This is a genomic window from Bacillus sp. FJAT-29790 (assembly GCF_019039215.1).
In the GTDB taxonomy this organism is placed as follows: Bacteria; Bacillota; Bacilli; order Bacillales; family Cytobacillaceae; genus Cytobacillus.
Window position 1 is genome coordinate 2,110,837 of record NZ_JAHNZZ010000001.1, and the last position, 25,594, is coordinate 2,136,430.

23 protein-coding genes and 1 pseudogene are annotated in these 25,594 nt (G+C 39.3%); 2 read left to right on the forward strand and 22 right to left on the reverse strand.

Annotation, left to right across the window (positions count from 1 at the left end):
• Position 1: 1 nt before the first annotated feature.
• Together yqiS and BGM26_RS10005 are read right to left on the reverse strand one after the other, a co-directional pair.
• Positions 2 to 910, reverse strand: coding sequence for a phosphate butyryltransferase (yqiS, locus tag BGM26_RS10000; RefSeq protein ID WP_217039679.1), 909 nt, complete (start codon positions 908 to 910; stop codon positions 2 to 4).
• Positions 911 to 1,217: 307 nt separating this feature from the next.
• Positions 1,218 to 3,287 (reverse strand): sigma-54 interaction domain-containing protein, encoded by a 2,070-nt coding sequence (locus BGM26_RS10005; protein WP_217039680.1) that lies wholly within the window; start codon positions 3,285 to 3,287, stop codon positions 1,218 to 1,220.
• 417 nt (positions 3,288 to 3,704) lie between these two features.
• On the opposite strand from BGM26_RS10005, the gene BGM26_RS10010 reads away from it, so the two are divergent.
• Positions 3,705 to 3,938, forward strand: a complete 234-nt coding sequence (locus BGM26_RS10010; protein WP_217040733.1) for a DUF2627 domain-containing protein — start codon at positions 3,705 to 3,707, stop codon at positions 3,936 to 3,938.
• A gap of 125 nt (positions 3,939 to 4,063) precedes the next feature.
• On the opposite strand, the gene BGM26_RS10015 is transcribed toward BGM26_RS10010, so the two are convergent.
• Positions 4,064 to 4,792 (reverse strand): glycerophosphodiester phosphodiesterase, encoded by a 729-nt coding sequence (locus BGM26_RS10015; RefSeq protein ID WP_217039681.1) that lies wholly within the window; start codon positions 4,790 to 4,792, stop codon positions 4,064 to 4,066.
• A 37-nt stretch (positions 4,793 to 4,829) separates the two neighbouring features.
• On the opposite strand from BGM26_RS10015, the gene BGM26_RS10020 reads away from it, so the two are divergent.
• On the forward strand, positions 4,830 to 4,979 hold the full coding sequence (locus BGM26_RS10020; protein WP_217039682.1) for a YycC family protein: 150 nt from the start codon (positions 4,830 to 4,832) through the stop codon (positions 4,977 to 4,979).
• A gap of 118 nt (positions 4,980 to 5,097) precedes the next feature.
• Here the strand turns inward: BGM26_RS10020 and BGM26_RS10025 are convergent.
• The 19 genes and pseudogenes from BGM26_RS10025 to spoIIIAE form a co-directional block, all read right to left on the reverse strand.
• A pseudogene (locus tag BGM26_RS10025) lies at positions 5,098 to 6,113 on the reverse strand (DUF3231 family protein).
• Positions 6,114 to 6,388: 275 nt separating this feature from the next.
• On the reverse strand, positions 6,389 to 7,177 hold the full coding sequence (gene spo0A, locus BGM26_RS10030; protein WP_217039683.1) for a sporulation transcription factor Spo0A: 789 nt from the start codon (positions 7,175 to 7,177) through the stop codon (positions 6,389 to 6,391).
• 591 nt (positions 7,178 to 7,768) lie between these two features.
• Positions 7,769 to 9,058: a SpoIVB peptidase gene (gene spoIVB / locus BGM26_RS10035; RefSeq protein ID WP_217039684.1), complete on the reverse strand. Its 1,290-nt coding sequence runs from the start codon at positions 9,056 to 9,058 to the stop codon at positions 7,769 to 7,771.
• A gap of 125 nt (positions 9,059 to 9,183) precedes the next feature.
• The gene (recN, locus tag BGM26_RS10040) at positions 9,184 to 10,872 is read right to left on the reverse strand and encodes a DNA repair protein RecN (protein WP_217039685.1); all 1,689 of its coding nucleotides are present in this window, start codon (positions 10,870 to 10,872) and stop codon (positions 9,184 to 9,186) included.
• Between the two features lie 204 nt (positions 10,873 to 11,076).
• Entirely contained in the window at positions 11,077 to 11,526 is a 450-nt protein-coding gene (ahrC, locus tag BGM26_RS10045; protein WP_217039686.1) for a transcriptional regulator AhrC/ArgR, read from the reverse strand.
• Between the two features lie 359 nt (positions 11,527 to 11,885).
• A complete protein-coding gene (locus tag BGM26_RS10050) occupies positions 11,886 to 12,731 on the reverse strand; it encodes a TlyA family RNA methyltransferase (protein WP_217039687.1) in 846 nt (281 codons plus the stop codon).
• 3 nt (positions 12,732 to 12,734) lie between these two features.
• Entirely contained in the window at positions 12,735 to 14,627 is a 1,893-nt protein-coding gene (gene dxs, locus BGM26_RS10055; RefSeq protein WP_217039688.1) for a 1-deoxy-D-xylulose-5-phosphate synthase, read from the reverse strand.
• A 122-nt stretch (positions 14,628 to 14,749) separates the two neighbouring features.
• Entirely contained in the window at positions 14,750 to 15,640 is an 891-nt protein-coding gene (locus BGM26_RS10060) for a polyprenyl synthetase family protein (protein ID WP_302053246.1), read from the reverse strand.
• 5 nt (positions 15,641 to 15,645) lie between these two features.
• Complete coding sequence (xseB, locus tag BGM26_RS10065) at positions 15,646 to 15,879, reverse strand: exodeoxyribonuclease VII small subunit (protein WP_217039689.1); 234 nt, start codon at positions 15,877 to 15,879, stop codon at positions 15,646 to 15,648.
• Positions 15,880 to 15,884: 5 nt separating this feature from the next.
• Positions 15,885 to 17,225, reverse strand: coding sequence for an exodeoxyribonuclease VII large subunit (xseA, locus tag BGM26_RS10070; protein ID WP_217039690.1), 1,341 nt, complete (start codon positions 17,223 to 17,225; stop codon positions 15,885 to 15,887).
• A 497-nt stretch (positions 17,226 to 17,722) separates the two neighbouring features.
• Entirely contained in the window at positions 17,723 to 18,589 is an 867-nt protein-coding gene (gene folD, locus BGM26_RS10075; RefSeq protein WP_217039691.1) for a bifunctional methylenetetrahydrofolate dehydrogenase/methenyltetrahydrofolate cyclohydrolase FolD, read from the reverse strand.
• A 238-nt stretch (positions 18,590 to 18,827) separates the two neighbouring features.
• Positions 18,828 to 19,217, reverse strand: a complete 390-nt coding sequence (gene nusB, locus BGM26_RS10080; protein ID WP_217039692.1) for a transcription antitermination factor NusB — start codon at positions 19,215 to 19,217, stop codon at positions 18,828 to 18,830.
• Between the two features lie 350 nt (positions 19,218 to 19,567).
• Complete coding sequence (locus BGM26_RS10085; protein WP_217039693.1) at positions 19,568 to 19,975, reverse strand: Asp23/Gls24 family envelope stress response protein; 408 nt, start codon at positions 19,973 to 19,975, stop codon at positions 19,568 to 19,570.
• Positions 19,976 to 20,304: 329 nt separating this feature from the next.
• Positions 20,305 to 21,651, reverse strand: coding sequence for an acetyl-CoA carboxylase biotin carboxylase subunit (gene accC / locus BGM26_RS10090; protein WP_217039694.1), 1,347 nt, complete (start codon positions 21,649 to 21,651; stop codon positions 20,305 to 20,307).
• 14 nt (positions 21,652 to 21,665) lie between these two features.
• Positions 21,666 to 22,169 (reverse strand): acetyl-CoA carboxylase biotin carboxyl carrier protein, encoded by a 504-nt coding sequence (accB, locus tag BGM26_RS10095; protein WP_217039695.1) that lies wholly within the window; start codon positions 22,167 to 22,169, stop codon positions 21,666 to 21,668.
• Positions 22,170 to 22,514: 345 nt separating this feature from the next.
• A complete protein-coding gene (locus tag BGM26_RS10100) occupies positions 22,515 to 23,066 on the reverse strand; it encodes a SpoIIIAH-like family protein (protein ID WP_217039696.1) in 552 nt (183 codons plus the stop codon).
• Entirely contained in the window at positions 23,067 to 23,735 is a 669-nt protein-coding gene (spoIIIAG, locus tag BGM26_RS10105) for a stage III sporulation protein AG (RefSeq protein ID WP_217039697.1), read from the reverse strand.
• Complete coding sequence (spoIIIAF, locus tag BGM26_RS10110; protein ID WP_217039698.1) at positions 23,728 to 24,357, reverse strand: stage III sporulation protein AF; 630 nt, start codon at positions 24,355 to 24,357, stop codon at positions 23,728 to 23,730. The genes spoIIIAG and spoIIIAF overlap by 8 nt, the downstream gene beginning before the upstream one ends.
• Positions 24,358 to 24,368: 11 nt before the next feature.
• On the reverse strand, positions 24,369 to 25,568 hold the full coding sequence (gene spoIIIAE / locus BGM26_RS10115) for a stage III sporulation protein AE (protein ID WP_217040735.1): 1,200 nt from the start codon (positions 25,566 to 25,568) through the stop codon (positions 24,369 to 24,371).
• Positions 25,569 to 25,594: the final 26 nt, after the last annotated feature.

Genomic DNA, 25,594 nt, shown 5'->3' on the forward strand with positions numbered 1-25,594 from the left:
GTTAAACAATAGATGCAGAGCAAATGGCCAATGCCAATGAATAAAGCTTACTTTCAGCCGAATCGGCTCTAGATGTTAACACAATTGGTGCTTTTGCGCCGGCAATGACTGCACCGACTTTCGCATTTGCAAAATAAATTAATGATTTATAAAGGACATTCCCTACTTCAATTGTAGGAACTAATAAAATATCTGCACGTCCTGCGACTTCGCTCTTTATTCCCTTATGTTCTGCAGCAATGGAAGATACTGCATTATCTAAAGCAAGAGGTCCGTCAACGATACAATCTGTCAATTGTCCGCGCTTATTCATCATAGATAAAGCGGCGGCATCTAGGGTTGCCTGCATCGCAGGGTTTACCACTTCAACGGCAGCAATCGGAGCGATCAACGGCATATCAATCCCGATGCTTTTTGCAATTCCGACAGCATTTTTCGCAATTTGCGCCTTCTGCTCTAAATCTGGCGCAATATTCATGGCTGCATCTGTAATAATAGTAAACCGGTTAAAGCCCGGCACTTCGAAGACAGCAACATGGGATAGTACATTTCCAGCACGTAATCCATATTCTTTATTTAATACAGCTTTCAATATGGTTGCGGTCGGAACATTTCCCTTCATTAAAACATTCGCTTCATTTAATTTAACAGCTTTAACAGCATGTTCTGCTGATGCAGCTTTTGAAGGCGCGTGAATGATTTTAAGATTTTTGTTTGTCGCGAGATCACCATGGTGTTCTTCTATTATTTGAAGAATTTGTTCCTTATCTCCAAACAACAAGAATTTAGCCAAGTTGCGTTTGAGTGCTTCAGCAACGGCTTCAATCACCTCATGATCTTCTGCAGCTGCAACCGCTACAGTTTTTTCTTCAAATTGGGTTGCTCTCTTAATAAGCGAATCCAACTCCATAATCTCAACCCCTTTACAAGAAAAGCGTGGTCGACTATGAATGCCACGTCCTCGAAAAAGAAAAACACTTTTTCTTCGTGCGATGATTACGCTACCGAAGCTTTCCTTTTCCTATGGCAACGTCGACACTAGTACATCCTGTACGTCAAAGCTGACAGTTGTCTAACTTCAAAAACGCTATTTTCATTATTAATAAAAATATTGCTGCACTCTCTTTCAATATATGCAAGAAGCGTGCCAAGTTAAATTATATTGAAAACGCTTTATTTTTCATACTAAGTATGAAAAAATCTGCACAGGATGAAAATTATTGCATGCCATAATTCGCAATTCCGTGTTTTTCAAGTTTGTAATATAGGTTTCTGACAGATAAACCGAGTGATTTTGCAGTCAGTGTTTTATTCCCTCCCATTTGTTGCAGGGTTTGCAAAATCATTTTCTCTTCATATTTGTCGACTAATTGAGCCAATGTTTTTGGGGGGATGGCAACAGAAAGTTTGGTTTCATCTTGGCCTATCGTTTCTTTTTTGCTTAATTCAGGGACATGATGTTCATCAATATCGATATCATTATAGTTCATGAAAATGATCGCCCTGCCAAGGATATTATCAAGTTCCCTTACATTACCTGGCCAATCATAGTCCATTAGCTTGTCAATTGCTGCTTCTGTTACACCCTCTACATTACGTCCATATTCAAGATTGATTTTTTGGATCAGCCTGCCGCAAAGCAAAGGAATATCTTCTTTTCTTTTTCTAAGCGAAGGGATGTGAATTGGCATACGATTTAATCTATAATACAAGTCTTCCCTAAATGTGCCTGCCGCAATTCCTTTTTCCAAGTTAACATTTGTTGCTGCAATCACCCTTACATTGATCTGAATGGGCTTTGTCCCACCTACTCGGGTGATTTCTTTTTCTTGCAGAACTCTGAGTAGTTTCGCCTGTGTACCCGCGGTCAATTCGCCGATTTCATCCAAGAAAATACTTCCATTGTTCGCTTCTTCGAATAGCCCTCTTTTCCCGCCCCGCTTTGCTCCTGAAAAAGCGCCCTCCTCGTAGCCAAAAAGTTCACTTTCCAATAAGGATTCGGATAAAGCAGCACAGTTCACACGGATGAATTTGTTGTATTTTCTATCGCTGGCATTATGTATGGCATGGGCAAATAGCTCTTTCCCTGTTCCAGATTCTCCCCTAAGCAGGACGGTTGCGGGCGTTTTTGCTCCAAGCCGTGCTTGCTCGATGGCAATTTTCATTTCCTCAGAATCACCTATAATATCTTCAAATGAATATTTAGCTTCAAGCGTTCGAATGATTTGCCGTGCCCTATTCAACTCTCTGTTTAAGTTTTGGATCTCAGAAACATCATGAATAACGCCGACACTCCCCTTTAATATTCCATCGACTATTACAGGAGCAACGTTGACAACAACTTCTTTTTTCTTCGGTCCTACCCGCATAGGAACTCCTCTAACAGCTCTTCGCGTTTGCAGAACCTTCATATGTACACTCTCACCTTCAGAAATATCGGCGGTCGCAGGTTTCCCGATAATCTGTTCCTCGGATAGCTCAGTAATCCGCGAGTAAGCAGGATTAATTAATAACCCTCTCCCATTCTCATCAACTACGGAAATGGCTTCATCACTTGATTGGATAATTGCTTGAAGCATTGTTTGGATTTCTTTTAAATTTGTTATCTCTTCGGCAAGTTTCATCACTTCCGTACTATCTTTAAAAACAGAAATTGCACCAATAAGCTCGTTATCCTCGCCTACCATCGGAATTCTAGTTGTTATTATTTTCAAACCATTATTTAATAGTAGCTCTTGGTTTGCTTCAACCCTTCTTGTCTCCAATACTCTCGGCAATTGACTGCCGGAAATAACTTCGTAAATATGCCGGCCAATTGCTTGTTCTCGCCTAGTTCCCGTCATTTTTTCGGCACTCCGATTAAATAGAATGACTTTGGAGTCTTTATTAATAACAATCATCCCATCACCGGTCGAATTAAAAATAAGGTCATGTTTATAGGTTTCATTTTGAATCCCAGTAATCAAATCCTCTTTTTCCTCAATTAGCCCAGCGATTAAAAAGGCTACGCTTCCAGGAATTAATACCGCGTTTTTTCCCATCGCGTCACGAAGTTCAAAAAAAACATCTTTGTCACCAGTGACTTCCACAATAATATCGATATCTTGTTTAATAAGCTGTCGCCAGTCTGTACCTGTTAGAATGCCTTCCTCTTTTGCCATTAATAGGCCAGGGGCTTCCGGGTTACGATCAACAACAGCTATAACTTCTAGCATGGCTGTTTCTTTCATTATCTTTAAGATCGCTGTACCGCCCTTACCAGCTCCAACGATCATTACTGTCTGCATTTATTTACCTCCTCTCTATAATCAAATTCGCTTGGCGTATTTACGCCTAGATTTTTATCGAGCTTGCTCGATAAATTCCTTTAAAAAATCTGAGGCATCCGCCGGAGGCTTAACTTTATTCAGCTAGGGTTTGAACCCCCACTGAATTGGATACCTATTTGCATTCATCTCGCCACTTATAAAAATGGGAGACTTCTGCTGAATAAAGTTGAAGGTTATTTCATGAAAAAGATCTTATTTTTGCAAGATATTTCATATAACCATATTTTAAACATAAATTGCAGCGCTTGACAAATTTCTGTATTGATTTAATATTTTTAATAAAGGAATGGATACAGAGCAATCGATATATCCCTTTAAGGAAATGGGTGCATGGTACGCCATTTGAGACATGATTACGGAAATGAAAGGATCGCCATGATTAGAATTTTTGCGTTAATTATTCTATTAATACCGGGTTTTCTTGCTGCCTACGGAATTAAATTAATGAGAGATATGGTTTTTGGTATTTTACAAACACCCTTTTCTTATTTATGGCTGCAGTTTGTTGCTGGTCTTCTATTGTTTATTATTGGGCTCGGGTTTGTAGCAGGCTTTGTTCTTTATCGTGATCGAAAAAGAAATAAAGTACAGGCCCGCTTTAAAAAATAGGCTATGTTAAAGCTCATTGTTGAAATATTGCTATTTTGCTGTTGATTAGAGCGGAGATCAACAGGAAAGTTTAACAAAGTCAAAAATAAAAAGTCATGGAGGTCGCTCCATGACTTTTTTTCTCCTTATTCATATTGCTTCCTGACTCTCAATGCTTTTACTGGATCGTCTGTAATAATCGCGCTGCATCCTGCTGCAAATAATCGGTGCATATCTTGTTCCTTATTTACTGTATACGGCCTTACCGAAATACCATAATCCAAAGATAACTGGATGAACTTATTAGAAGCGACTTTATATTTGGGATGCATCCCTTTTGCTCCGATCGATCGGGCATACACCCATGGCATATAAAGGTTTTCAGAAAATAAAGGAGCTGTTTCAATCTCTGGGGCCATTCGATAACAATTGACGATGCTATTGTGGTTAAATGAAGATAGAATAACCCTGCTTGTCATGTCATAGGAACGTACAAGGCTGATCACTTTTTCCTCCATCCCAGCGTAAGGAAAAACGCCATTTTTTAATTCAATATTGCAGATCAATTGATTCGTTTTCATCCACTCCATAATTTCAATTAAAGAAGGAATCGGCTCTTTTTTCATCATCGTTTTTTTTTGAAAACCGGCATCTAGCTTTCTGATCTCATTAAAGGTAAAATCTTTAACAAAGCCCTTTCCGTTCGTTGTCCGGTCTACTTTCTCATCATGAATGACAACGACCTCGCCATCCTTTGTCAGCTGAACATCAAGCTCTATCCCATCGGCGCCTGACATTTCGGCTTCTTTAAATGCTTTCATCGTATTTTCGGGATATATGGCAGAATATCCCCTATGCGCAAAAATTAATGTCATAAAACCGCTCCCTTATATTGAATTGGAGGACTGAAAGATGAAACCTTTACAAATCTCGCCAGAAACAGCGATCATGCTTGCAGAAAAGTTAAAGCTTCCACTTGAACAAATTATGCATATGCCTCAGCATATTCTAATTCAGAAAATGATGGATCTTGAAAAAGATCAACAATCGACAAAGAAATAATGATTCTGAACAAATTGGAAAGACCTCCACTGTTTTTGGGAGGTCTTTTTTAATAAAAATTATATGTCCTAATATTAAAAACAGACCGCTAAAGTACGATCTCACTTCCTTTTCACATTTATTGATTCTTGTCTTTTGTAAGTTGCTCTTTATTTTTCGTTCCTGGCGGCTGCTCAAGCCAAGCATTATTAATCATTATATAAGCTCCATCTTTAGCAAATTGTGCGATTTCCAGCGATAATCTTTCATAATTCAAAACAAGGTCCGTCCTTTGACTTGCAGCTGCTGCTGTTGCATAGTTCCCCATCCCTGCAGCACTTAATAAAGATAGTTGAAACATAGCTATTTTATCTGAAAAAGTTGGAGTAGTTGAATCAGTAATCGCAATATCTGGCGGAACAGGTGGGTGTATTTTATTATTGAGAAGTGTTTCTCCAAATATTCGAACGTGTTTCGACGATATTTCACTTCCTCTAAACATCCATTTTTGAATATTTTCTCTCGGCGATGTTTGAGAAAAACTAAGTGCAAGCTTTTCACCCATAATATTCGTTTGAATATTCATATATAGGTGTGATATTTCAACTGCATTTAATGGCCGCTGTTTGCTAAATAAAGAAAATCCACTCAAGTATTTTTTACTGTCTACAAAATCTGTTTCTGTTGGATAAGGAATATACGGAGACCTTATAAATAAACCTTTTGAAAGGGAGATATCTGTACTTCTATCGTATAAATCGGACTTATTTGAAGACTTTCCTTGAATAATGTTCTTATATCCTTTCTCGCACTCATGGCAATAAATCCACTGTATGCTAGTAATCCGACCTTTGCCATATGGTTAATGTATGTAAGCATAAACATATCGGTATATAACCGTGGCGCGTCTAAATTAACATCTTCACTTGAGAATCCCGTGGGTAATGGCAATTGTTCCTTCTCAAATAACAAGGTTAATTTTCCTAAATGTGAAGCAGAGATGTCATATGCAAACTGAATAATGCCTTGAATTTCTTCATCTTCGACAATTCTCAGAAAATATCCTAAAAAACAACTAGCCATACTATTGTTCATGTAACTAGTCCAAATACAAGCTATCTCAGATGAAGTCAGATCTGTACGCTTTTCTGTCAATGTATTCCCTCCATAGTAGATATATGTCCTCATTATCCTTTACGAACATTAGGATTTTATTACATCGCTCGGTAATAAAATCTTAATCAAGGACAAAAAAGGAGGAATTGAGAATATTTTCGTTCTTTGCCTGAAGTAAATATAGGAAATTTAAACAAAAATAAAAGACCAACGAATTCACCTTCATCGGTCATTGAAGTTTTAAGTTATCAATCATTCTATATAAGACTTAAATCGTTTGCTTAAAATTAACTTAAAATGTTTTTATCAACTTTCTAAGAAGCCTTATGTTCCAAGCGAAGTTTATCAGCAACCATCGCGATAAATTCGGAATTCGTCGGTTTGGCTTTCGACATGCTGACGGTATATCCAAACAAAGATGAAATGGAATCGATATTGCCACGGCTCCATGCGACTTCGATCGCATGCCGGATTGCTCGTTCTACGCGGCTTGCTGTCGTATTGAATTTTTTAGCAATATCCGGGTATAGCACTTTTGTAATGGACCCAAGGAGTTCGATATCGTTGTATACCATCGAAATAGCCTCACGAAGATACATATACCCCTTTATATGTGCAGGCACACCGATTTCGTGAATGATACTCGTAATGCTTGCGTCGAGATTTTTTGGTTTGGATTCTACTTGAGTCCGGAAGGTGGAAGTAGATTTTCTAATAACTGGATTTGATTTTCCACTTACTTGACGGATGTGGTTTGCAAGATTTTCCATATCAAACGGTTTTAGAATAAAATAGGATGCGCCTAAATCGACTGCTTTCTTCGTCACATCCTCCTGTCCAAAGGCTGTTAGCATAATAACATTCGGAAGATGGGGTTTGTTTATGCCACGCAGCTTTTCAAGCACAGCAAGCCCATCTAAATGAGGCATAATTATATCTAAAACGAGAACATCAGGATCTTCTTGTTCCAGAATATTCAGGCACTCCTGTCCATTGTGGGCTACGCCTACTACCTCCATGTCATCCTGGGAAGAGATATATTCATCTAAAAGCCCAACAAGCTCCCTGTTGTCATCTACAACACAAACTTTGATTTTCTTCACGTATACTTTCCTCCTCGATCCATATGTTTCTAATTATCATCTATTATTTATTCTAATTGAGAAATTCGACAATGCAACAGAAATCCCTTTAGTTTTTTTAAATTTTTCTCAAATTCACAGGAAAATCATTGGTTTTCTCTTATTTTCTTTCCTATTCGACTATTTTCGCTAAATGTCATAATTCGGGTATTAAATTTGTCGAATAATCTTTATGCTTCCATCATAACACAAAACGATGAAAGCGTCTTTTGTACATTTTTCTATCATTTATGCTAAGGTTTCTCCATTTTATGCGGAATCTTTCCGAAACTCTTTTATTTTCTTGGCGATATTAAACAATATTGTTGTTATAACCAACGGGTTCGATTTACCTTCCGAGAGACGGGTTTTGCATTTGCCATAGACAAGGAAAGCTTCGGCAGCATTAACATAGCACGAAGAAAAAGTGAATTTCTTTTTCGAGGACGTGGCATTTTTGTCGACCAGGCAAAATCGGCCCGCTAATATCTTTATCAACATTGTTAATTAACAAAGCCATTTTCATAAAGAAAAGGACGGATAGAAAATACCCGTCTTTTCCTTTTGCTTGTATTAAGATGCTTTTTCCGCCTGTTTTTCATATATATCAATTCCTGCTTCATGAAGCATCCATTCGATGTGAACGCCATAACCTGAAGTTGGATCATTTACAAACACATGGGTGACAGCTCCAACAACTTTATCATTTTGAATGATCGGGCTGCCGCTCATTCCCTGAACAATCCCACCTGTTTTAGCCAAAAGCTTTGGATCAGTTACTTTAATGACCATGCCCTTCGTAGCAGGGAATTTTTGTGGGATCGTACTCACAATTTCGATATCAAAAAGATTTACTTCATCATCTTCAACAACTGTTAAAATTTGCGCTGGACCTTCTTTTACTTGATGAGATAAAGCGATTGCCATCGGTTTATCGAAGATTCCATTTTTAATTTTCTGATTCAGTTCTCCAAAAATTCCGAATGGACTATTTCTAACAATATTACCTATCACTTCCTTATCCTCCGAAAAACGTGCCAGCTTCTCACCCGGATTTCCATTACTTCCTTTTTCGATCGAAGTAACTGTTGAGCGAACAATTTGTCCATCCCCGACGACAATCGGTTTCTTTGTATCCATATCTGAAATGACATGACCTAATGCTCCGTACTTTCTGGATTCGGGATGATAAAAAGTCATTGTTCCGATTCCCGCTGCAGAATCGCGGATGTATAATCCGAGTTTATAGGAGCCCTCTCCTTTCTCCTTAAGCGGAGTTAATTCTGTTGTAATTTTATCGTTTTCTCGATTTACTACAATATGAAGGGGATTGCCTGATTTTCCAGCATCCTGTACAAATGGGGCTACGTCTGCCATTTTTTCGATTGTTTTTCCGTTTATTGCTGTAATAATATCGCCAATCCTGATTCCCGCTAGTTCACCTGGCGATGATTTCCCATCAACTGTATTCACTTGATGGTGACCAACGACAAGCACACCGATCGTATTGAGCTTCACGCCAATCGATTGACCTCCTGGAATGACTTTAAAATCCTTTAATACGTTAACATCGACTTTTTTAATCGGAAAACCTGCATAGTCTAGAAGCATTTCGTTTTCCCCTCGTTCTTTTGCTTGAAGGAAAACCGAATGAGAATCCTGTTTAAGAGCAATACTGGAATTATCTGAAGACAACCCTGCTGATACCATTTCTGCCTTTGCCAGCTCTAACTGTTGGCCTTCAAAAAGGGTAATTGTTGCGGGCATATGCACATACTCTTGAAAGGGTTTTGAGAAACCAATTGCAATTAATGAAACAAGGAGAATTCCACCAATTATTTTTCTTACTGCATCTATTGTCAAAATATTTCACTCTCCTCGCTTCTAATCCATCAACGTCAAATGGCTACATCTTTAATTTTGCCTGTAAAGCACGCATTTATAACTGGTATGACGATAAAAAAAGCTATCCTTCTTTGGATAGCTTTTCAATGTATCTTTATTTTGTTTGCGAGTTGAAGTAGTTCCTTAGCGTGTTCCTTTGTTAAATCTGTAATTTCAACGCCTGAAATCATCCGACCTATTTCTTTGACTTTTTCAGTTTCATTTAATGATTTGACGGTCGTTTTCGTTCGGCCGTCTTTAATATTTTTTGCGATGTATAGGTGAGTGTCGGCCATTGCTGCAACCTGCGGCAAGTGAGAAATACATAACACCTGGGAGTTTACTGCTACAAAATGAATTCGTTCAGCGATTGCTTGAGCAACTCTACCACTGACACCCGTATCTACTTCATCAAAAATGATGGAAGTAATCCCTTGATGTTTAGAGAAAATACTCTTTAATGCCAGCATTATTCTGGAAAGCTCTCCGCCTGAAGCAATTTTCGAAAGTGGTTTTAATGGTTCGCCCGGATTTGTGGAAATATAAAATTCTGCCCGATCAATGCCATTTTTCATAAAATTCTCAGAATCCGTTTCAAATTTAACCTCAAATACAGTCTTCTCCATATAAAGCTCTTTTAATTCTTTATGTAATAACTTTGTAAAATTTTGTGCGGATTTTTTGCGTAAATTACTTAGTTCTTCGGCTTCAATTAGGAGGTCTTTCCTTAGGGAGGCAGCTTCCTTTTCCAAGTGATCAATATGTGTCTCCTTATTTTGAAGGGTTTCGATCTCTTCTTCGATTTTCGAAGCGTATTCAAGGATTTCTACAACCGTCTTCCCGTATTTCCGCTTTAATTGGTGGATTTCATTCAGTCTGTCTTCGATCACTGTCAGTCTTCCAGGATCATACTCAAGAAAATCCATCTCGTTTCTTATTGTCCGGGCCGCGTCTTCGAGTTGATAAAAGCTATTTGAAATGGACTCTGCCAACTCTTTATAGGAAGGATCCAATTCAGCAGCATCTTGAATATGCCCCATCACAAGACCGATCCAATCGAGCCCTTTTTGCTCTCCTTGAAGGCCGGAATACCCTAACTGTATCGAATCATAAATACGCTCAAAATTACTTAATTTTCGCTTCTCTTCAAAAAGTTCTTCATCTTCATTTATTTTTAAATTTGCTGTTTGGATTTCATCCAGTTGAAATTGGATTAAATCTAATCTATGAGCCATTTGCTGATCATTTTCAGTTAAGTTTTTCAAATGTTTAAGAGTTTGTTCATACGACTGATAAACTTCCTGATATTCAAATAAAGCAGAAGAAATTTCCCCTCCACCATATTGATCAAGAAGAGATATATGCATTGTCTCATCCATTAGTTCTTGATGCTCATGCTGTCCGTGAATATCTATCAGTGTACTTCCGATTTCCCTTAACGTAGAGTTCGTTACAAGCTTGCCATTTACTCTGCAAACGCTTTTTCCAGTTTTGGAAATATCTCTCCTCAGCACAACCATTCCGTCTTCGATATCAATGCCAATTTCACTGGCTTTTTTATAGCATGGATGATCTGGATCTTCCAGTTGGAATAGACCTTCAATTTCCGCCTTTTCCTCTCCATGCCGGACAAATTCGGAAGAACCTCTGCCGCCTACAAGTAAGTGGATCGCATCAATAATGATCGATTTTCCAGCACCTGTTTCCCCGCTTAAAACCGTTAAGCCGTTTTCGAAAGAAACAGACAGGCTTTCTATAATAGCAAAATTCTTAATCGATATTTCACCTAACACTGTAAATCACCTCTAAATCAAATTCCCCTTGGCGTATTTGTGCACAGATTTTTACCTTAGCTTGCTTGATAAATTCCTTTAAAAAATCTAAAGGCTCGCCGTAGGCTTAACTTTATTTAGCCGGAGTTGAACCCCCGCTTGATTGGATACCTATTTGCAGTCATCTCGCTACTTATACCGTTTAGAGACTTCTGCAGAATAAAGTTAAAGCATATCAAGAAAACGGTTTGAAATCGTTTCTGTATCTTCAGGTGTTTTACAAATGATTAAGCAAGTATCATCCCCGCATATCGTCCCAAGGATTTCTTCCCAGTCCAAATGATCAATGAGTACTCCAATTGCATTTCCATTCCCAGGAAGCGTTTTTAACACTAGAAGGTGGCCTGCAGAATTAACTCCGACAAATGCATCCATTAAATTTCTTCTTAATTTTTGTAATGGATTAAAGCGATGGTCTGCGGGAAGACTATATTTATATCTGCCGTCCATTAAAGGAACTTTAACAAGATGCAGCTCTTTAATGTCTCGTGAAACGGTTGCCTGTGTGACATTTACACCCGCGTTTTTTAATTCATCGACAAGATCATCTTGCGTTTCAATATCATTATTTGTAATAATCTCACGAATTTTAATATGCCGTTGACCTTTATTCATTTAATCACCTCAGTTTGTAAAAGACGGAAATAAAGCTTATCTAAAAGATAAATTCCTGTTAATCCGCGAAAATAACCTATTTATATGTTAGCTGATTTTCGCAATAATGTACAACTTTTCTCCCAAATCGAACTCCATATCAACTATTATTCGATGATCCTCGACAAAATTCCTTTCGATTAAATAAAAGAAAAAAGAATTTAAATTGTTGACATAGCCACGGGTCGATTTACCTTTTAAGAGGCGGGTTTTGTATTCGCAAATAGGCTCTCTTTAGACAAATCGGGCCCGCTAATACTTATTTATCAACATTTATAATGCCATATTATAAAAAAACAATAAAAGGAATAAGCCGAAGCCTATTCCTCATCATTTGTTTGTTTCGTTTTTAGTTCTATATGGGCTTGTTTCACAACTTCAAATGGGGCAATCTTAAGTAGGTTTTCTCCGGTTTCCTTTTCGCCTGACCAAAATAGATGCAATAAGAATTCAATATTGCCATCTCCGCCAGTAATCGGCGAAAACGAAAGATCCTTCGCATCGAATCCAAGGCTAAGTGAGAGGGCAATCATCGTTTGAACGACATTTTCATGCACCTTTGGATCTCGTACAATCCCTTTTTTTCCAACCTGGTCTCTTCCTGCCTCAAACTGTGGCTTCACGAGTGCAACAACATCACTGCCAGAAACAAGCAATGTCTTTAATACAGGAAGAATTAGCTTTAATGAAATAAAGGAAACATCAATGGATGCAAGATTGGGCATGCCTGCTGAAAGGTCGGCAGGCGTAACATAGCGGAAATTCGTTCGTTCCATAACGACTACCCTTTCGTCCTGCCTCAATTTCCATGCGAGCTGATTATACCCAACGTCGAGGGCATAAGACATTCTGGCCCCGTTCTGTAAGGCACAATCCGTGAAGCCGCCTGTTGAAGCGCCAATATCGAGCAGGATCTTATCAGCCACGTCCAAATCGAACACCTTTAAAGCCTTTTCTAGTTTAAGCCCACCCCGACTCACATAAGGCATGACCTTGCCTTTCACTCTAAGGGGAATATCACTGCTTACTTTCTCGCCTGGTTTATCTAGGCGATTCTCATTGCTGAAAACAAGACCTGCCATAATCGTACGTTTCGCTTTCTCCCTCGTCTCTGCTAGGCCTCTTTCCACTAATAATACATCTAATCGTTCTTTCTTAATTTTCATGCTTTATGCCCTTTTTTGTTTTTTTCTTGCCAAGATATTGATTCTGTCGACAACTGCTCCGGCAGTCATTCCAATTTCCTTTAAAAGCTCATCGACGCTTCCATGTTCAATAAATTGGTCAGGAATGCCCATCCGATCGATTTCAATATGATGATAACTATTTTCATGAGCAAATTCTAGAACTCCACTTCCAAAACCACCCTGAAGTACCGCTTCTTCAATCGTTAAAATTGGAATATCTTCGTTAAATAACTCTATGAGCATTTTTTTATCCATTGGCTTAATGAATCTTGCATTAATTACCTTGATGGAATATCCCTGTTTTTCTAAAATATTTGCCGCTTCCATTGCCATTGGAATCGTCGTTCCAAATGTTAAAATGGCTGCATCCCTTCCCGGTTTGAGAACCTCCCAAGTACCGATTGGAATGGATCTCAATTTCTCGTCCATCGGAACACCGATTCCGTTCCCGCGTGGAAAACGCATGGCGATTGGCCCATCATCATATTTTACCGCAGTATAGACCATGTTTTGCCCTTCATTTTCATCTTTCGGCATCATCAATACAAGATTAGGTACATGCCTTAAGAAAGCGATATCGAACACACCCTGATGTGTTTCCCCATCAGCGCCTACTAAGCCGGCACGATCGATCCCGATAAAGACATTCAAATTTTGGCGGCAAATATCATGAACAACTTGATCATACGCACGCTGGAGAAACGTAGAATAAATAGCTAGGAAAGGCTTCATATTCTGCGTAGCAAGTCCCGCAGCCATTGTAGCAGCATGCTGTTCAGCAATTCCTACATCATACATCCGTTCAGGAAATTCACTTGCAAAGCCTTCAAGCTTTGAACCAACCGGCATAGCCGGGGTAATAGCGACAATCCTTTCGTCTTCTCTAGCAAGCCTACGAACCGTCTCACTAACTAGCTTACTCCAAGCTGGGGGAGTATGAACCGGTTTGACAAAATCGCCTGTATCAATTTTATATGGGCCAGTACCGTGCCATGTGCCTGTTGTATCACTTTCAGCCGGCTGATAGCCCTTCCCTTTTTTCGTAATAACATGAAGAAGAACAGGGCCTTCCGTTTTCTTTGCATAGCTGAGATTTTCAAATAAATCTTCATAGTTATGACCATCTACAGGACCTAAATACGTAAAGCCCATTTCCTCAAAAAACATGCCGGAAACAAAAAGATATTTCAGGCTGTCCTTTAATCTTTCAGCCGTAGAAGCAAGCTTTCCGCCTACTGCAGGGATTTTTTTCAAAAGAACCTCGAGTTCATCCTTAACCCATTGGTATTTTCCGGCTGTTCGAAGTCTTCCAAGCACATTGTGTAGAGCCCCTACATTCGGAGCAATTGACATTTCATTATCATTTAAGATCACAATCATATTCTTTTTTTCATGGCCGATATGATTTAATGCCTCTAAAGCCATGCCGCCTGTTAACGCTCCGTCACCAATAACTGGAATGACATATGAATTCTCTTTCTTCAAGTCCCTGGCAATTGCCATCCCCATTGCTGCTGATAAAGAAGTCGAGCTATGCCCCGTTTCCCAGACGTCATGTTCGCTTTCAATCATTTTTGGGAAACCGCAAAGCCCTTTATATTGCCGCAATGTATCAAATTGATTTGCACGTCCGGTTAAAACTTTGTGTACATACGATTGGTGACCAACATCCCAAATGATTTTGTCTTTTGGACTATCGAAGCATTTATGCAATGCAATGGTTAGTTCTACGACACCTAAATTAGGACCGATATGACCACCCGTACCAGATAAATTTTCAATCAAGAATTGACGAATATCCTGACTTAAAGCTTCCAGTTCTTTATTCGAAAGCCCTTTTAAGAATGAAGGGTCTTTAATTTCCATTAGATCCATTCGGCGGATCACTCACTTTCATTTTTTCTTCCGTTGTTTAGCTATTATTATAACAGTAAGAAATATTTCCTCAAGAAAAAGGAAGCAATTCCCTAATTAAGGGAATTTATTTGTTCCAAAATTTAATGATCTCTCGAAGCAATCAGATTTGTGATTTCCTCGAGCAAATGTGTATTTAACCCTGTTTCCTTAAGTTTCGCGTTTGCCAGTTCAATATGTTGGACCAAGGCCCGCTTAGCACCATCCAAAGTCAAAATGGATGGATAGGTGCCTTTTTTATTCGTTTCGTCACTTCCAACAGGCTTGCCAAGTACATCCTCTGTTCCCTCTAAATCGAGAATATCATCGCGGATCTGAAAGGCAAGCCCGAGATGGTAAGCAAACTTAGAAAAAGTATGGATTTTTTCCACATCAGATCCGGCTAAGATTGCTCCAGAAATAATGCTGCATTCAAGCAGCTTGCCTGTTTTATGAACATGAATATACTCTAAATCACTTAATGTTAATTCTTTCTCTTCCCCGCTTATATCAGCAACCTGTCCGCCTACCATTCCTTCAGCTCCGGCAGCTTTCGCCAATTGGTTGATAAGCGCCAGCTTTGTTTCAGCACTAGCAAACTCGCTTGAGGTTTCCCCTATTAATTGAAAGCTATACGTTAATAATGCATCACCCGCCAAGATGGCAAAAGCATCTCCAAACACCTTATGATTAGTCGGCTTTCCTCTTCGTAAATCATCATTATCCATACTCGGCAGATCATCATGAATTAATGAATATGTATGGACCATTTCAATGGCAGCAGCGGTTGTTAAGCCCTTCCTAGGATCTTGACCAAAGGAAGCTAAAGTGGCGAATAGAAGCAAAGGCCGAATCCGCTTTCCTCCAGCCTCCAAAGAATAAAGCATTGATTCTTTCACAACCTGCGGAGCATTCAACTTGTTTATACTTTCCCTCATTTTATTTTCTAGTAAAGCCTTGTGAGTACTAGCAAATGATTCCAATGATTTCTGCAGCAAAATTACTCCTCCTCGGAAATATCGAAATTTTCTTTCCGCCCATCTTCTGTTAAAATCTGTGTAAGCTGGGATTCGACATTTTTCAGCTTGTCATGACAAAGCTTGGAAAGCTCCATTCCCTGCTTATAAATATTAATGGCTTCTTCAAGGGGGACGTCCCCTTCTTCCAGTTTTTCGACAATTACTTCTAGTTGCTCCATAGCCTCTTCAAAGGTAATCAATCTTTCTGAAGACATATTTATCACTCCTCTATATTCATCACCCGGCAAGTAAATGTCCCATCTGATACCTTTACTTGGACTTGGTCATTTGGATTAATTTGTTTGACCGTTTTGATTAATGTATCTTGATCGGAATAAACAAGGCTGTAACCTCTGTCCATAATCTTTAATGGGCTTAAAGCCTCCAAAGTGGTAATCATATGTGAAAAATCCTTTTCTTTCGCTGTCAAAATTTTTCCGATGGCCCGATTCAGCCGTTTTTTTGATTTTTCCTGCTGCTCTTTGGCGTTCTGGATTAATTCATTCGGGTGACTTCGATGCAATCGTTTTTGCAGATTTCCCGATTGATCCAACTTAAGCTCAAAAAGCTTTCTCGCTCCCTTTTCAAGCTGTTCAGTCCACTTATCTACCTGTTCTAGCTTTTGCTCATATAATTTCTGCGGATAGCGGAAGGCATATGATTTTTGGATTCTTTTAAGCCTTTCATTCTGCAATGATAATTTTTCCTTTAACGATCTAATTAGCCGGGACTGCCTGTCCAAAATTCTTTCTGTTAAATCTTCGACATGTGGAACAGCCATTTCTGCAGCTCCTGTAGGCGTCGGGGCCCTTAAATCGGCTACAAAATCGGCAATCGTAAAATCAGTTTCATGTCCGACGGCAGCAATAATTGGAATTTGCGAGTTAAAGATTGATCTTGCCACTGACTCTTCATTAAATGCCCAAAGTTCTTCTATCGATCCGCCGCCGCGCCCAATGATTAATACATCGGCTTCTTTTCGGGTATTAGCCGTGTCAATTGCCTTGATAATTGAAGGGGCAGCCTGTCCGCCCTGTACAACTGCGGGGAAAATAAGGATATTAGCAACGGGATAGCGTCTTTTAATTGTTGTCAGTATATCCCTAACAGCCGCACCCGTCGGTGAAGTGATAATGCCGACTGTTTTCGGAAACTTCGGGATCGGCTGTTTATGTTGCCGGGAAAACAATCCTTCTTTTTCAAGTTTTACCTTCAACTGTTCATATGCTAAAAATAAATCCCCGATTCCGTCCGGCTGCATTTCCTTTATGTATATTTGATATTGCCCGCTCGGTTCATAAACAGAAAGGTCGCCTTTGATCAGGATTTGCATTCCGTTTTCAGGAGAAAACTTTATGGACCGGCTATAACTCGAAAACATTACAGCAAGAATGCGCGCTTTTTCATCCTTTAATGTAAAATACATATGGCCGCTGGAATGCTGTTTAAAATTCGATATTTCTCCCTTTACCAATACATTCTGAAGGTGTGGATCCACATCAAACTTTCTTTTTATGTATTTCGTGAGAGCATTGACCGTTAAATAGCGCTGTTCCTTCATAATCGTCTCCTTTATAGCGGGCATTTTTTCCGAATATGTGCATAATTCCGTGTTTATTTTTGTAAGGCTGTTTTAGCATATATTGTTGTTTTGCTTACAAAGTTTGCCCGTTGATTTCCGCTGCGGGCACTTGCTTTCCGCGGGGAGGAACGGAAGCCTCCTCGGCGTAACCGCCTGCGGGGTCTCCCGCTTCCCTCTATTCCCGCAGGATACTGAATTTACATCCTTGAATCTGCGCACGCACAAAGGAAATGCGATAGCATTTTCGAGGATTCAAGCACCCTCCGCTCCAATCAACTCAGATTGTTATATAAAATCACAGTAAAAAACAACAAAGTTTACGAAAACAGCCCTGTGAAAAGAGGCCTTTCACGGCCTCCCAAACAAAACTGCCCTTCCATTATCAATTTAGTTCCTCCATCCGTCACGTCTAAAACGGTTCAGGAAATCAGAATCACTAAAAGCATAATTAAAAGGGCAGAATTATGTAAGATTAATTATTGCATTGCAAGGTTTTTCTGAATCGATTTCGCTGCTTTTAATGTATTAAACATGAGCATTGCGATGGTCATCGGACCAACACCGCCTGGAACAGGGGTAATGAAACTCGCTACTTCTTTAACCCCATCGAAGTCCACGTCGCCGCAAAGCTTACCTTCACTATTCCGATTGATTCCGACATCGATTACGATGGCACCTTCTTTAATATGATCCTTTGTAATCACATTGATCTTCCCGACAGCAGCAACTACGATATCTGCCTGTCTAGTAAATTCTTTCAAATCCGGTGTACGGGAGTGACAATAAGTAACCGTTGCATTCTTATTTAGAAATAACTGTCCTACAGGCTTTCCAACGATATTGCTTCGTCCGACTACAACCACATGTTTACCCGTGAGATCTACATTGATAAAATCTAGCATCTCCATGACTCCATATGGTGTGCAAGGTAAATAAGTATCTTGGCCTGTCATCATGCGTCCAATATTGACCGGATGAAAACCATCTACATCTTTTTCAGGTGAAATCGTCTCGATCACTTTTACTTCATTAATATGGTTTGGTAATGGCATCTGAACAAGGATCCCATGAATTTCCGGATTATTGTTTAATTCAATTACTTGGTCTAGAAGTTCTTGTTCACTAGTCGTTTCAGGAAGTTTAATTAATACGGAATGCATTCCAAGATCTTTACAAGTTTTTTCTTTACTGCCTACATATGTTTGAGAAGCTGGATCGTTTCCTACTAATATAACGGCTAAGCCAGGAAGGATCCCTTCATTTTTAAGTTTTTCGACTTCTTTAGCAATTAGCGCCTTTTTTTGTCTTGCAATCTCTTTTCCGTCAATTAATTGTGCGGTCATGTTGACTCCTCCTAATTCATAATCAAATTCGCCTTGGCGTATTTGTGCCCAGATTTTTATCGAGCTTTGCTCGATAAATTCCTTCAAAAAATCTGAGGCATCCGCCGGAGGCTTAACTTTATTCGGCCGGGGTTTGAACCCCCTACTGAATGGATACCTATTTACATTCATCTCGCCACTTATATCGTTTAGAGACTACGGCTGAATAAAGTTGAAGGGAACCGTTCGTTAACAATCTTCACACTTCTTGTTTGATCTTTGAAAGAACCCCGTTTATAAATTTACTCGATTGATCATCCCCATACAATTTTGCAATTTCTATTGCCTCATCGATAACGACATTAGCAGGCACATCCTCACTGCAAAATCGGAGTTCATAAACGGCTAATCTTAGAAGATTTCTATCTACGGTTGCCAATCTCTCTATTGTCCATTTTTCAAGGTGCTTCTTAATTGATTCATCGATACTGTTTTGGTTTTCTACTGCACCGCTCACAAGCTTAGTTAAATAATTATTATTCGGAGCACCTTCCAAAACATGTTCAATTGCTGAGTCAATTTCTACTTGGCTCACATCAATTTGAAATAAAGCTTGTAATGCTTTCTCTCTTGCTATTCTTCTTTTCATTCTATTCTTAACTCCTTCTACAGGGAAGATTTCAGGTATAAGCAATAAGGCTAAATCCTTCGCGCAAACTTTAAATCATTAGCAATCCATCAAGCCTTTGAAAAAAGAGTGCTGCCTGAAATATCGCAAACAATTATAATTATTATCATTTATGCCATTTCTAAGTTCAAAAATACATAATAAATAATAACATAAGTATTCCGTATTCGCACCGAATCCCATGAAAATTTCCCGCGTTAAGACAAATATCGACTTTCATCTACAACTTTAGCAGATAATGATGCAAATGAAAACGATTTCCATAAAAAAGAGGATGACCCTTTGAATGAGTCATCCGCGCTAATGTGTATTTACATTTCTTGTTCGTATTCAATTTCATGCTTTTGATTTTCGAACATGATTCCTACGACGTGAATATTTACTTCCTGAGCATCAAGAGCAGTCATATTCAATAATGCCTGACGGATATTATCCTGAATTTTTTGTGCAACGCTAGGAATGGATACCCCAAACGTCATAATGCAATAAACGTCCACTTTAATGCCTTCTTCAGAAAGCTCGACTTTTACGCCTTTACCGTGATTTTTCTTTCCTAGCCGCTCAACAACACCTGAAGCAAAATTCCCGCGCATTTGCGCAACTCCTTCAACCTCTGATGCCGCAATACCGGCAATAACCTCAATGACTTCGGGAGCAATCTCAACTTTACCGAGGCCAGTGTTTTCATGATTCATTTCAAGAATGTTATTTTCGCCCATCATTACACCTCCGTTTTATTTATTTCTAAGGCTGTTTTCATATATTGTTGTTTTTAGACTACAAAGTTTGCCCGTTGATTTCCGCTGCGGGCACTTACTTTCAGCGGGGAGGGACTGGAGCCTCCTCTATTTCCCGCAGGATCTGAATTTACATCCTTGAATCTGCCCACGCACGAAGGAAATGCGATAGCATTTTCGAGGAGTCAAGTGCCCTCAGTTCCAATCAACTCAGATAGTTATATAAAATCACAGTAAAAGACAACAAAGTTTACGAAAATAGCCATTTCTAAAGTAAGTTTACAGTTTAGCACTAGACATCATATGCTTTCTCACATCACATCGTACAATTCAAGAAACTTCGTGTTAAATTGCCCCTCCACGAACTTTTCATGGCTAAGAAGCTTCAAATGAAACGGAATCGTCGTATGAACGCCCTCGATAACAAATTCACTTAGCGCTCTTTTCATCCTAGAAATTGCCTCTTCTCTAGTACTCCCATGTGTGATGACTTTCGCAATCATGGAATCATAATAGGGTGGAATTGTATAACCTGGATAGGCGGCAGAATCGACACGAACACCAAAACCACCAGGCGGAAGGTACATCGTAATTTTGCCCGCAGATGGCATAAAATTCTTTTCAGGATTTTCGGCATTGATTCGGCATTCGATTGACCAGCCTGTAAATGTTAAATCAGCTTGAGTGAAACTTAACTTTTCACCGGATGCGATATTAATCATTTCTTTGATTAAATCGATCCCTGTCACCATTTCAGTAACTGGATGCTCAACCTGTATCCTTGTATTCATTTCCATGAAATAAAACTCTCGGTTACGATAATCATAGATAAATTCGATCGTGCCAGCACATGTATAACCAGCCGCTTTAGCCGCTTTTACAGCAGCCATTCCCATTTCGTTACGAGTTTCCCCGTCTATAGCAGGTGAAGGTGTTTCTTCAAGAAGCTTTTGAAGTCGCCTTTGAACTGAACAATCCCTCTCGCCAAGGTGAACAACGTTACCAAAGTTATCTGCCATCACTTGGATTTCAACATGACGGAAATCTTCAATAAATTTTTCAATATAAACGCCAGAGTTTCCAAAAGCTGTTAATGCTTCCTGCTGGGTAATATTAATTCCGTTCACAAGTTCCTGCTCATTCCGCGCTACTCGGATTCCTTTTCCACCGCCTCCAGCTGTAGCTTTAATGATTACTGGATAATCAATTCTGTTAGCAAGTTCAATGGCTTCATCAATATCCTTGATAATTCCGGTAGATCCCGGCACAATCGGGACACCTGCTTCCTTCATCGTTTCTCGGGCGATATCCTTTGTCCCCATCTTCGTGATTGCTTCCGGAGAAGGGCCGACAAAAATAATATTACATTCCCTGCAGAGCTCGGAAAAGTCTGCGTTCTCAGCTAAAAAGCCGTAGCCGGGATGGATCGCATCACAATCAGTAAGCTTTGCGACGCTAATAATATTCGTAAAATTCAAATAACTATCTTTCGATGCTTTCGGACCGATACAATATGCCTCATCGGCAAGTTGAACATGAAGAGATTCTCTATCAGCCTCAGAGTATACGGCTACAGATTCAATCCCCATTTCTCGGCAAGCACGAATGATGCGAACAGCGATTTCTCCTCTGTTTGCAATTAACAGTTTTTTTATCATCCTGTTACCGCTCCTTATTCAGGCTTTACTAAAAATAATGGCTGGCCGTATTCTACTAATTGTCCGTCTTTTACTAAAACTTCAACAACTTCCCCATTAATTTCAGCTTCGATTTCATTAAACAGCTTCATCGCTTCTACTATGCAAACGATTGAATCCTTTGATACTTTCGAACCCGCTTTCACATACGGATCCGAATCCGGTGTTGATGATTGATAGAAAGTTCCCACCATCGGAGATGTAATCTTATGTAGATTTAATGTATCCGCCTCGATTTCTTTTACAGGCACTTGAACGACAGGTTCGATGATTGTTTCCTGTTTGATCGCTGCGGGCTGAACTGCTCCTGGTGCTTTAACTTCCGCGGCTAATGGCTCGGCAGGCTGTGAAACTACGACTGTTTCTGCTGTCTTCTTTTTCATTTTAATTTTCGAACCTTCATGCTCATAAACAAACTCATCAATATTAGACTGATCAACTAGCTTGATCAATTCACGAATTTCTTGTACTTTTAACATCTTGGCACCCCTCGGTTTCAATGCGCTAATTCCTTGCTACTGTATTACAGCAAAATCAAGCGAAATTAGCACAGCGAATAATTTAAGACTAGATACGAATATCATACGATAAGATCCTAATGAAATTCAATATTTGATTAGGACTATGAAAAATATTCTACTTTATTTTAACATAGTTAGCCATCATCTGTTGTGCTACTATTTTATTTCTGTAGCTAATGCGCATGATTCTATTGAGCATTTAATTCGATTACAGCAAAAATAGCGGGGAGCATTTGCCCCGCTATTTTTAGTTTCGTTCCATGTTCCACTCTTATTTCTATACTTCAGTCGCTTCCACTTTTCTTACTTCCCGATTTGAAATTCTACGACAACTGCTTGCAGATTTCCTATTTCATTATTGACTTCACGGATAATATTGTTCGCCGCTGATCGGGATTGTTTCTCAGCTTTTACCGTAATGCGGACGTCCTTTCCATCTGCACGGACAAGGACATCTTCATAATCCATCGCCCTAATTAGTGTTTCAAGCATTTCTTCTTTTTGAGCAATTTCGTTCAGCTGATCAATTTGATCTTTTGCTTTACTCCGCTCTTCCGCAGGAAGATCTGTTTGCCCCATCGTAACTGTTAAATCTTCTTTCATTTTGCTGCGCTCATCATTCAGCTGAAGACGCAATGCCTCAAACATTTCATCACTGGCAGTATTTGTAGTAATCGCACTTCCTTCACCTGTTTCTGTTGTTCCTGCTTCTTTATCAGTCTCTTTATTTTCCTTTTCCTCCATTGCTGCTAAGTCATTTCCTTTTTGTTCTGGTGAGGTAATATAGTAAACTGATAATACTACGACTAAACTTAACATTGTTAATAACCAAACGGTTTGTTTTTTCAATAACATCTATGAATCCCCCTTAGTTTTTTTAGGCATGACAGCTACTCTATGGCTTGGGACATCTAGCGCCCTTGTGACAGCTTCTATGATCCATTTTTTCACTTGAATATTATCGGCACCTTTTGCAACAACTAGGACACCTCTAATTTCCGGCTTCTTTGTTTCTACTATAATAGGAACCTCTTTTTCCCCACTCCTGATAATGACGAGCTGCTCTTCCTTAGATTGGTCCTCTACTTTTCTTTTGCCGCCTTCACGATCGATTTCATCTGTTGTCTGCGTTTTATTTGTTCGATTCTTCTCTAATACTTGTTTCTCAGTTGCATCGACATTTACGACGACCGTCACATCTTCCACACCGACAATGGCATCAAGTGCATCTTTTAATTGTGCTTCATATGCCCTTTCATAACTAGCAATCACGTCATTTCCCTCTTTTTGTTTCTGGCCAAAAGTAGGCACTTCATCATCCTTCGCCACTGCCTGATTATTAAAAACCGGCAAATCATTTTTAGACGATTCATCTTTAAAGAGCATATTACTTATGAGCATAATCACTGCCCCAAATAGAAGAACAAGAAGTAAATATTGATATTTTCCTTGCTTTTTATCAGGCTGCTCCTCTTTCGAAAGCCATTTTTTCAACCATGTGAAAGGCCCTTTTTCTTTATCCATCTTTTTTCATGTTCCTCCCTTCTACCAGAACTTCGATTGTTTTTTCATTTACATTCCACTTTTGAGCGAGCAGAGAAGCTACTTTTTCTGTCGCGTTGTTTGGTCTGTTCGAAGGAAGAGACTCCTGGGTACTTATTTCTACTTTTTTGACCACTTCAACAGCATCAGCTTCTACGTCTTTATACTTTAATTGAACCATTACCTTCTTTAGGTTATCCGGAAAGGCATGCTCGTCATATTCGTCTACTGCAAGTTTAATGTTTGTAATTTCCAATCCGTACTGTTCCATCAACTCCTCTTCTGCATCCGTTTTTAACTGGACAGCCATCTGTTCTAAAATATATGCATGTTGAGAGGCTTGTATTTCTTTTTTCTTCATTTCTATTAAATTTTCCATCTTTTTTTCTTCAGAAGCTTCGAAAACAGGAACGGAGGCAAGTGCTTCTTCAAAATCATGAGAGATCAGTTTCAACACTGGCGTCAAGATAACCGCTATTAGCAAAAGTCCAGTTACCATTTTTGTGTATTTTTGGAAGTTTGAGTTAGGCAGTAGCATATCGATGACGGTAGCCAGCAGAATAAATAAAATGATATTCGTGATCCATTCCTTGATAAATTCCATCTAAGCCCCTCCTACCTGACCATCATTGTCAAATTTCCTGCTGCGATAATGACTGTAATACTTAAGAAAAACATTAACGATACGATGGCTAAAGCAGCAAATACATAGATGACACTTTTGCTGATAATGTCGAGGCAGGAGATAATTGGACCTCCACCTAGAGGCTGCAATATGGCTGCAGCAAATTTATATATGAACGCAATCATCAATATTTTGATTGCAGGGAAAGCAGCGATGATCAGTAAGATGGCTACCCCAGCTAAACCTACAGTGTTTTTTAATAGGACAGAGGCACTGATTACTGTATCTGTTGCATCCGTAAACATTCTGCCAATGACCGGAATAAAATTCCCAGTTATGAATTTCGCTGTCCGGATTGTAATTCCGTCCGTTACCGCTGCAGAAGCTCCTTGGACTGAAATGACTCCTAGAAATATGGTTAAGAACATACCGAGAAGTCCAATGCTCCAATTTTTCAGCAAATTAGCAAGTTGTGTCACTTTGTAATTCTCCGACATGGTACTGACAATGCTCAACAAGGCTGACAGAAACAATAATGGCAGAATGACATATTGAATCAACATTCCGCTCATGTTCATCAGAAAGAGGATGACGGGATGAAAGAACGCAGCCGATACAAGCCCTCCAGATGAAGCGATAAGAGCAAGTAACAACGGAATCAGCGCCAGAATAAATGAAATCATCGTATCGATTGCTTCTTGTGTATAGCTGATTGCAACATGGAAGCTATTAAGTGCGATGATGATTAAGACCATGAACACGATCGCATAAGCCGCTTTGCTCACCGTGCTTTTTTCAAAGGAGTTCTGAAGCGACTGCAGAAACATACTGAAAACGGTAAGGAGAATTAATGAGCCCAGCAGCTTACCATTAACGATAAATTCGTGAAAAACGAACTTCGTGACACCCGAAACCCATTCCTTGAAAGAGAATTTTTTATCTCCTTTAATGAATTCATAAAGGCTGCCTTTTTGGCTTTCCGGTAAAAAACCGCTATATTTGGTGCTTATTTCTTCCCAAAAGCTTTTCAATTCATCGATATTGAGAGAATCAAGCTGCGAATCAAGAATTGCTTGCGGGTTAATTGCTTCATTTCCTTCATTCGTATGTGGAGAGGCTTGTACATCTTGAGCTAATAAAAAAAAGAGTAGCAAATTTAGAAATAGGATTTTCTGCAGCCGTTGCTTCATCATTACACACCTCGTTTTAAAAAAGG

Excerpts from the sequence above, each read along its gene's own strand:
- dxs (WP_217039688.1), bottom strand. The coding sequence starts at position 14,627 with ATGGATCTAATGGAAATTAAAGACCCTTCATTCTTAAAAGGGCTTTCG.
- spoIIIAF (WP_217039698.1), bottom strand. The coding sequence starts at position 24,357 with ATGGAATTTATCAAGGAATGGATCACGAATATCATTTTATTTATTCTG.
- nusB (WP_217039692.1), bottom strand. The coding sequence starts at position 19,217 with ATGAAAAGAAGAATAGCAAGAGAGAAAGCATTACAAGCTTTATTTCAA.
- ahrC (WP_217039686.1), bottom strand. The coding sequence starts at position 11,526 with ATGAATAAAGGTCAACGGCATATTAAAATTCGTGAGATTATTACAAAT.
- BGM26_RS10085 (WP_217039693.1), bottom strand. The coding sequence starts at position 19,975 with ATGGGCGAAAATAACATTCTTGAAATGAATCATGAAAACACTGGCCTC.
- folD (WP_217039691.1), bottom strand. The coding sequence starts at position 18,589 with ATGACCGCACAATTAATTGACGGAAAAGAGATTGCAAGACAAAAAAAG.
- BGM26_RS10005 (WP_217039680.1), bottom strand. The coding sequence starts at position 3,287 with ATGCAGACAGTAATGATCGTTGGAGCTGGTAAGGGCGGTACAGCGATC.
- BGM26_RS10015 (WP_217039681.1), bottom strand. The coding sequence starts at position 4,792 with ATGACATTAATTTTTGCGCATAGGGGATATTCTGCCATATATCCCGAA.
- spoIIIAE (WP_217040735.1), bottom strand. The coding sequence starts at position 25,568 with ATGAAGCAACGGCTGCAGAAAATCCTATTTCTAAATTTGCTACTCTTT.
- spoIIIAG (WP_217039697.1), bottom strand. The coding sequence starts at position 23,735 with ATGGATAAAGAAAAAGGGCCTTTCACATGGTTGAAAAAATGGCTTTCG.
- xseA (WP_217039690.1), bottom strand. The coding sequence starts at position 17,225 with ATGAAGGAACAGCGCTATTTAACGGTCAATGCTCTCACGAAATACATA.
- BGM26_RS10100 (WP_217039696.1), bottom strand. The coding sequence starts at position 23,066 with ATGTTATTGAAAAAACAAACCGTTTGGTTATTAACAATGTTAAGTTTA.
- BGM26_RS10020 (WP_217039682.1), top strand. The coding sequence starts at position 4,830 with ATGAAACCTTTACAAATCTCGCCAGAAACAGCGATCATGCTTGCAGAA.
- BGM26_RS10050 (WP_217039687.1), bottom strand. The coding sequence starts at position 12,731 with ATGAAAATTAAGAAAGAACGATTAGATGTATTATTAGTGGAAAGAGGC.
- accB (WP_217039695.1), bottom strand. The coding sequence starts at position 22,169 with ATGTTAAAAGTACAAGAAATTCGTGAATTGATCAAGCTAGTTGATCAG.
- BGM26_RS10010 (WP_217040733.1), top strand. The coding sequence starts at position 3,705 with ATGATTAGAATTTTTGCGTTAATTATTCTATTAATACCGGGTTTTCTT.
- xseB (WP_217039689.1), bottom strand. The coding sequence starts at position 15,879 with ATGTCTTCAGAAAGATTGATTACCTTTGAAGAGGCTATGGAGCAACTA.
- yqiS (WP_217039679.1), bottom strand. The coding sequence starts at position 910 with ATGGAGTTGGATTCGCTTATTAAGAGAGCAACCCAATTTGAAGAAAAA.
- accC (WP_217039694.1), bottom strand. The coding sequence starts at position 21,651 with ATGATAAAAAAACTGTTAATTGCAAACAGAGGAGAAATCGCTGTTCGC.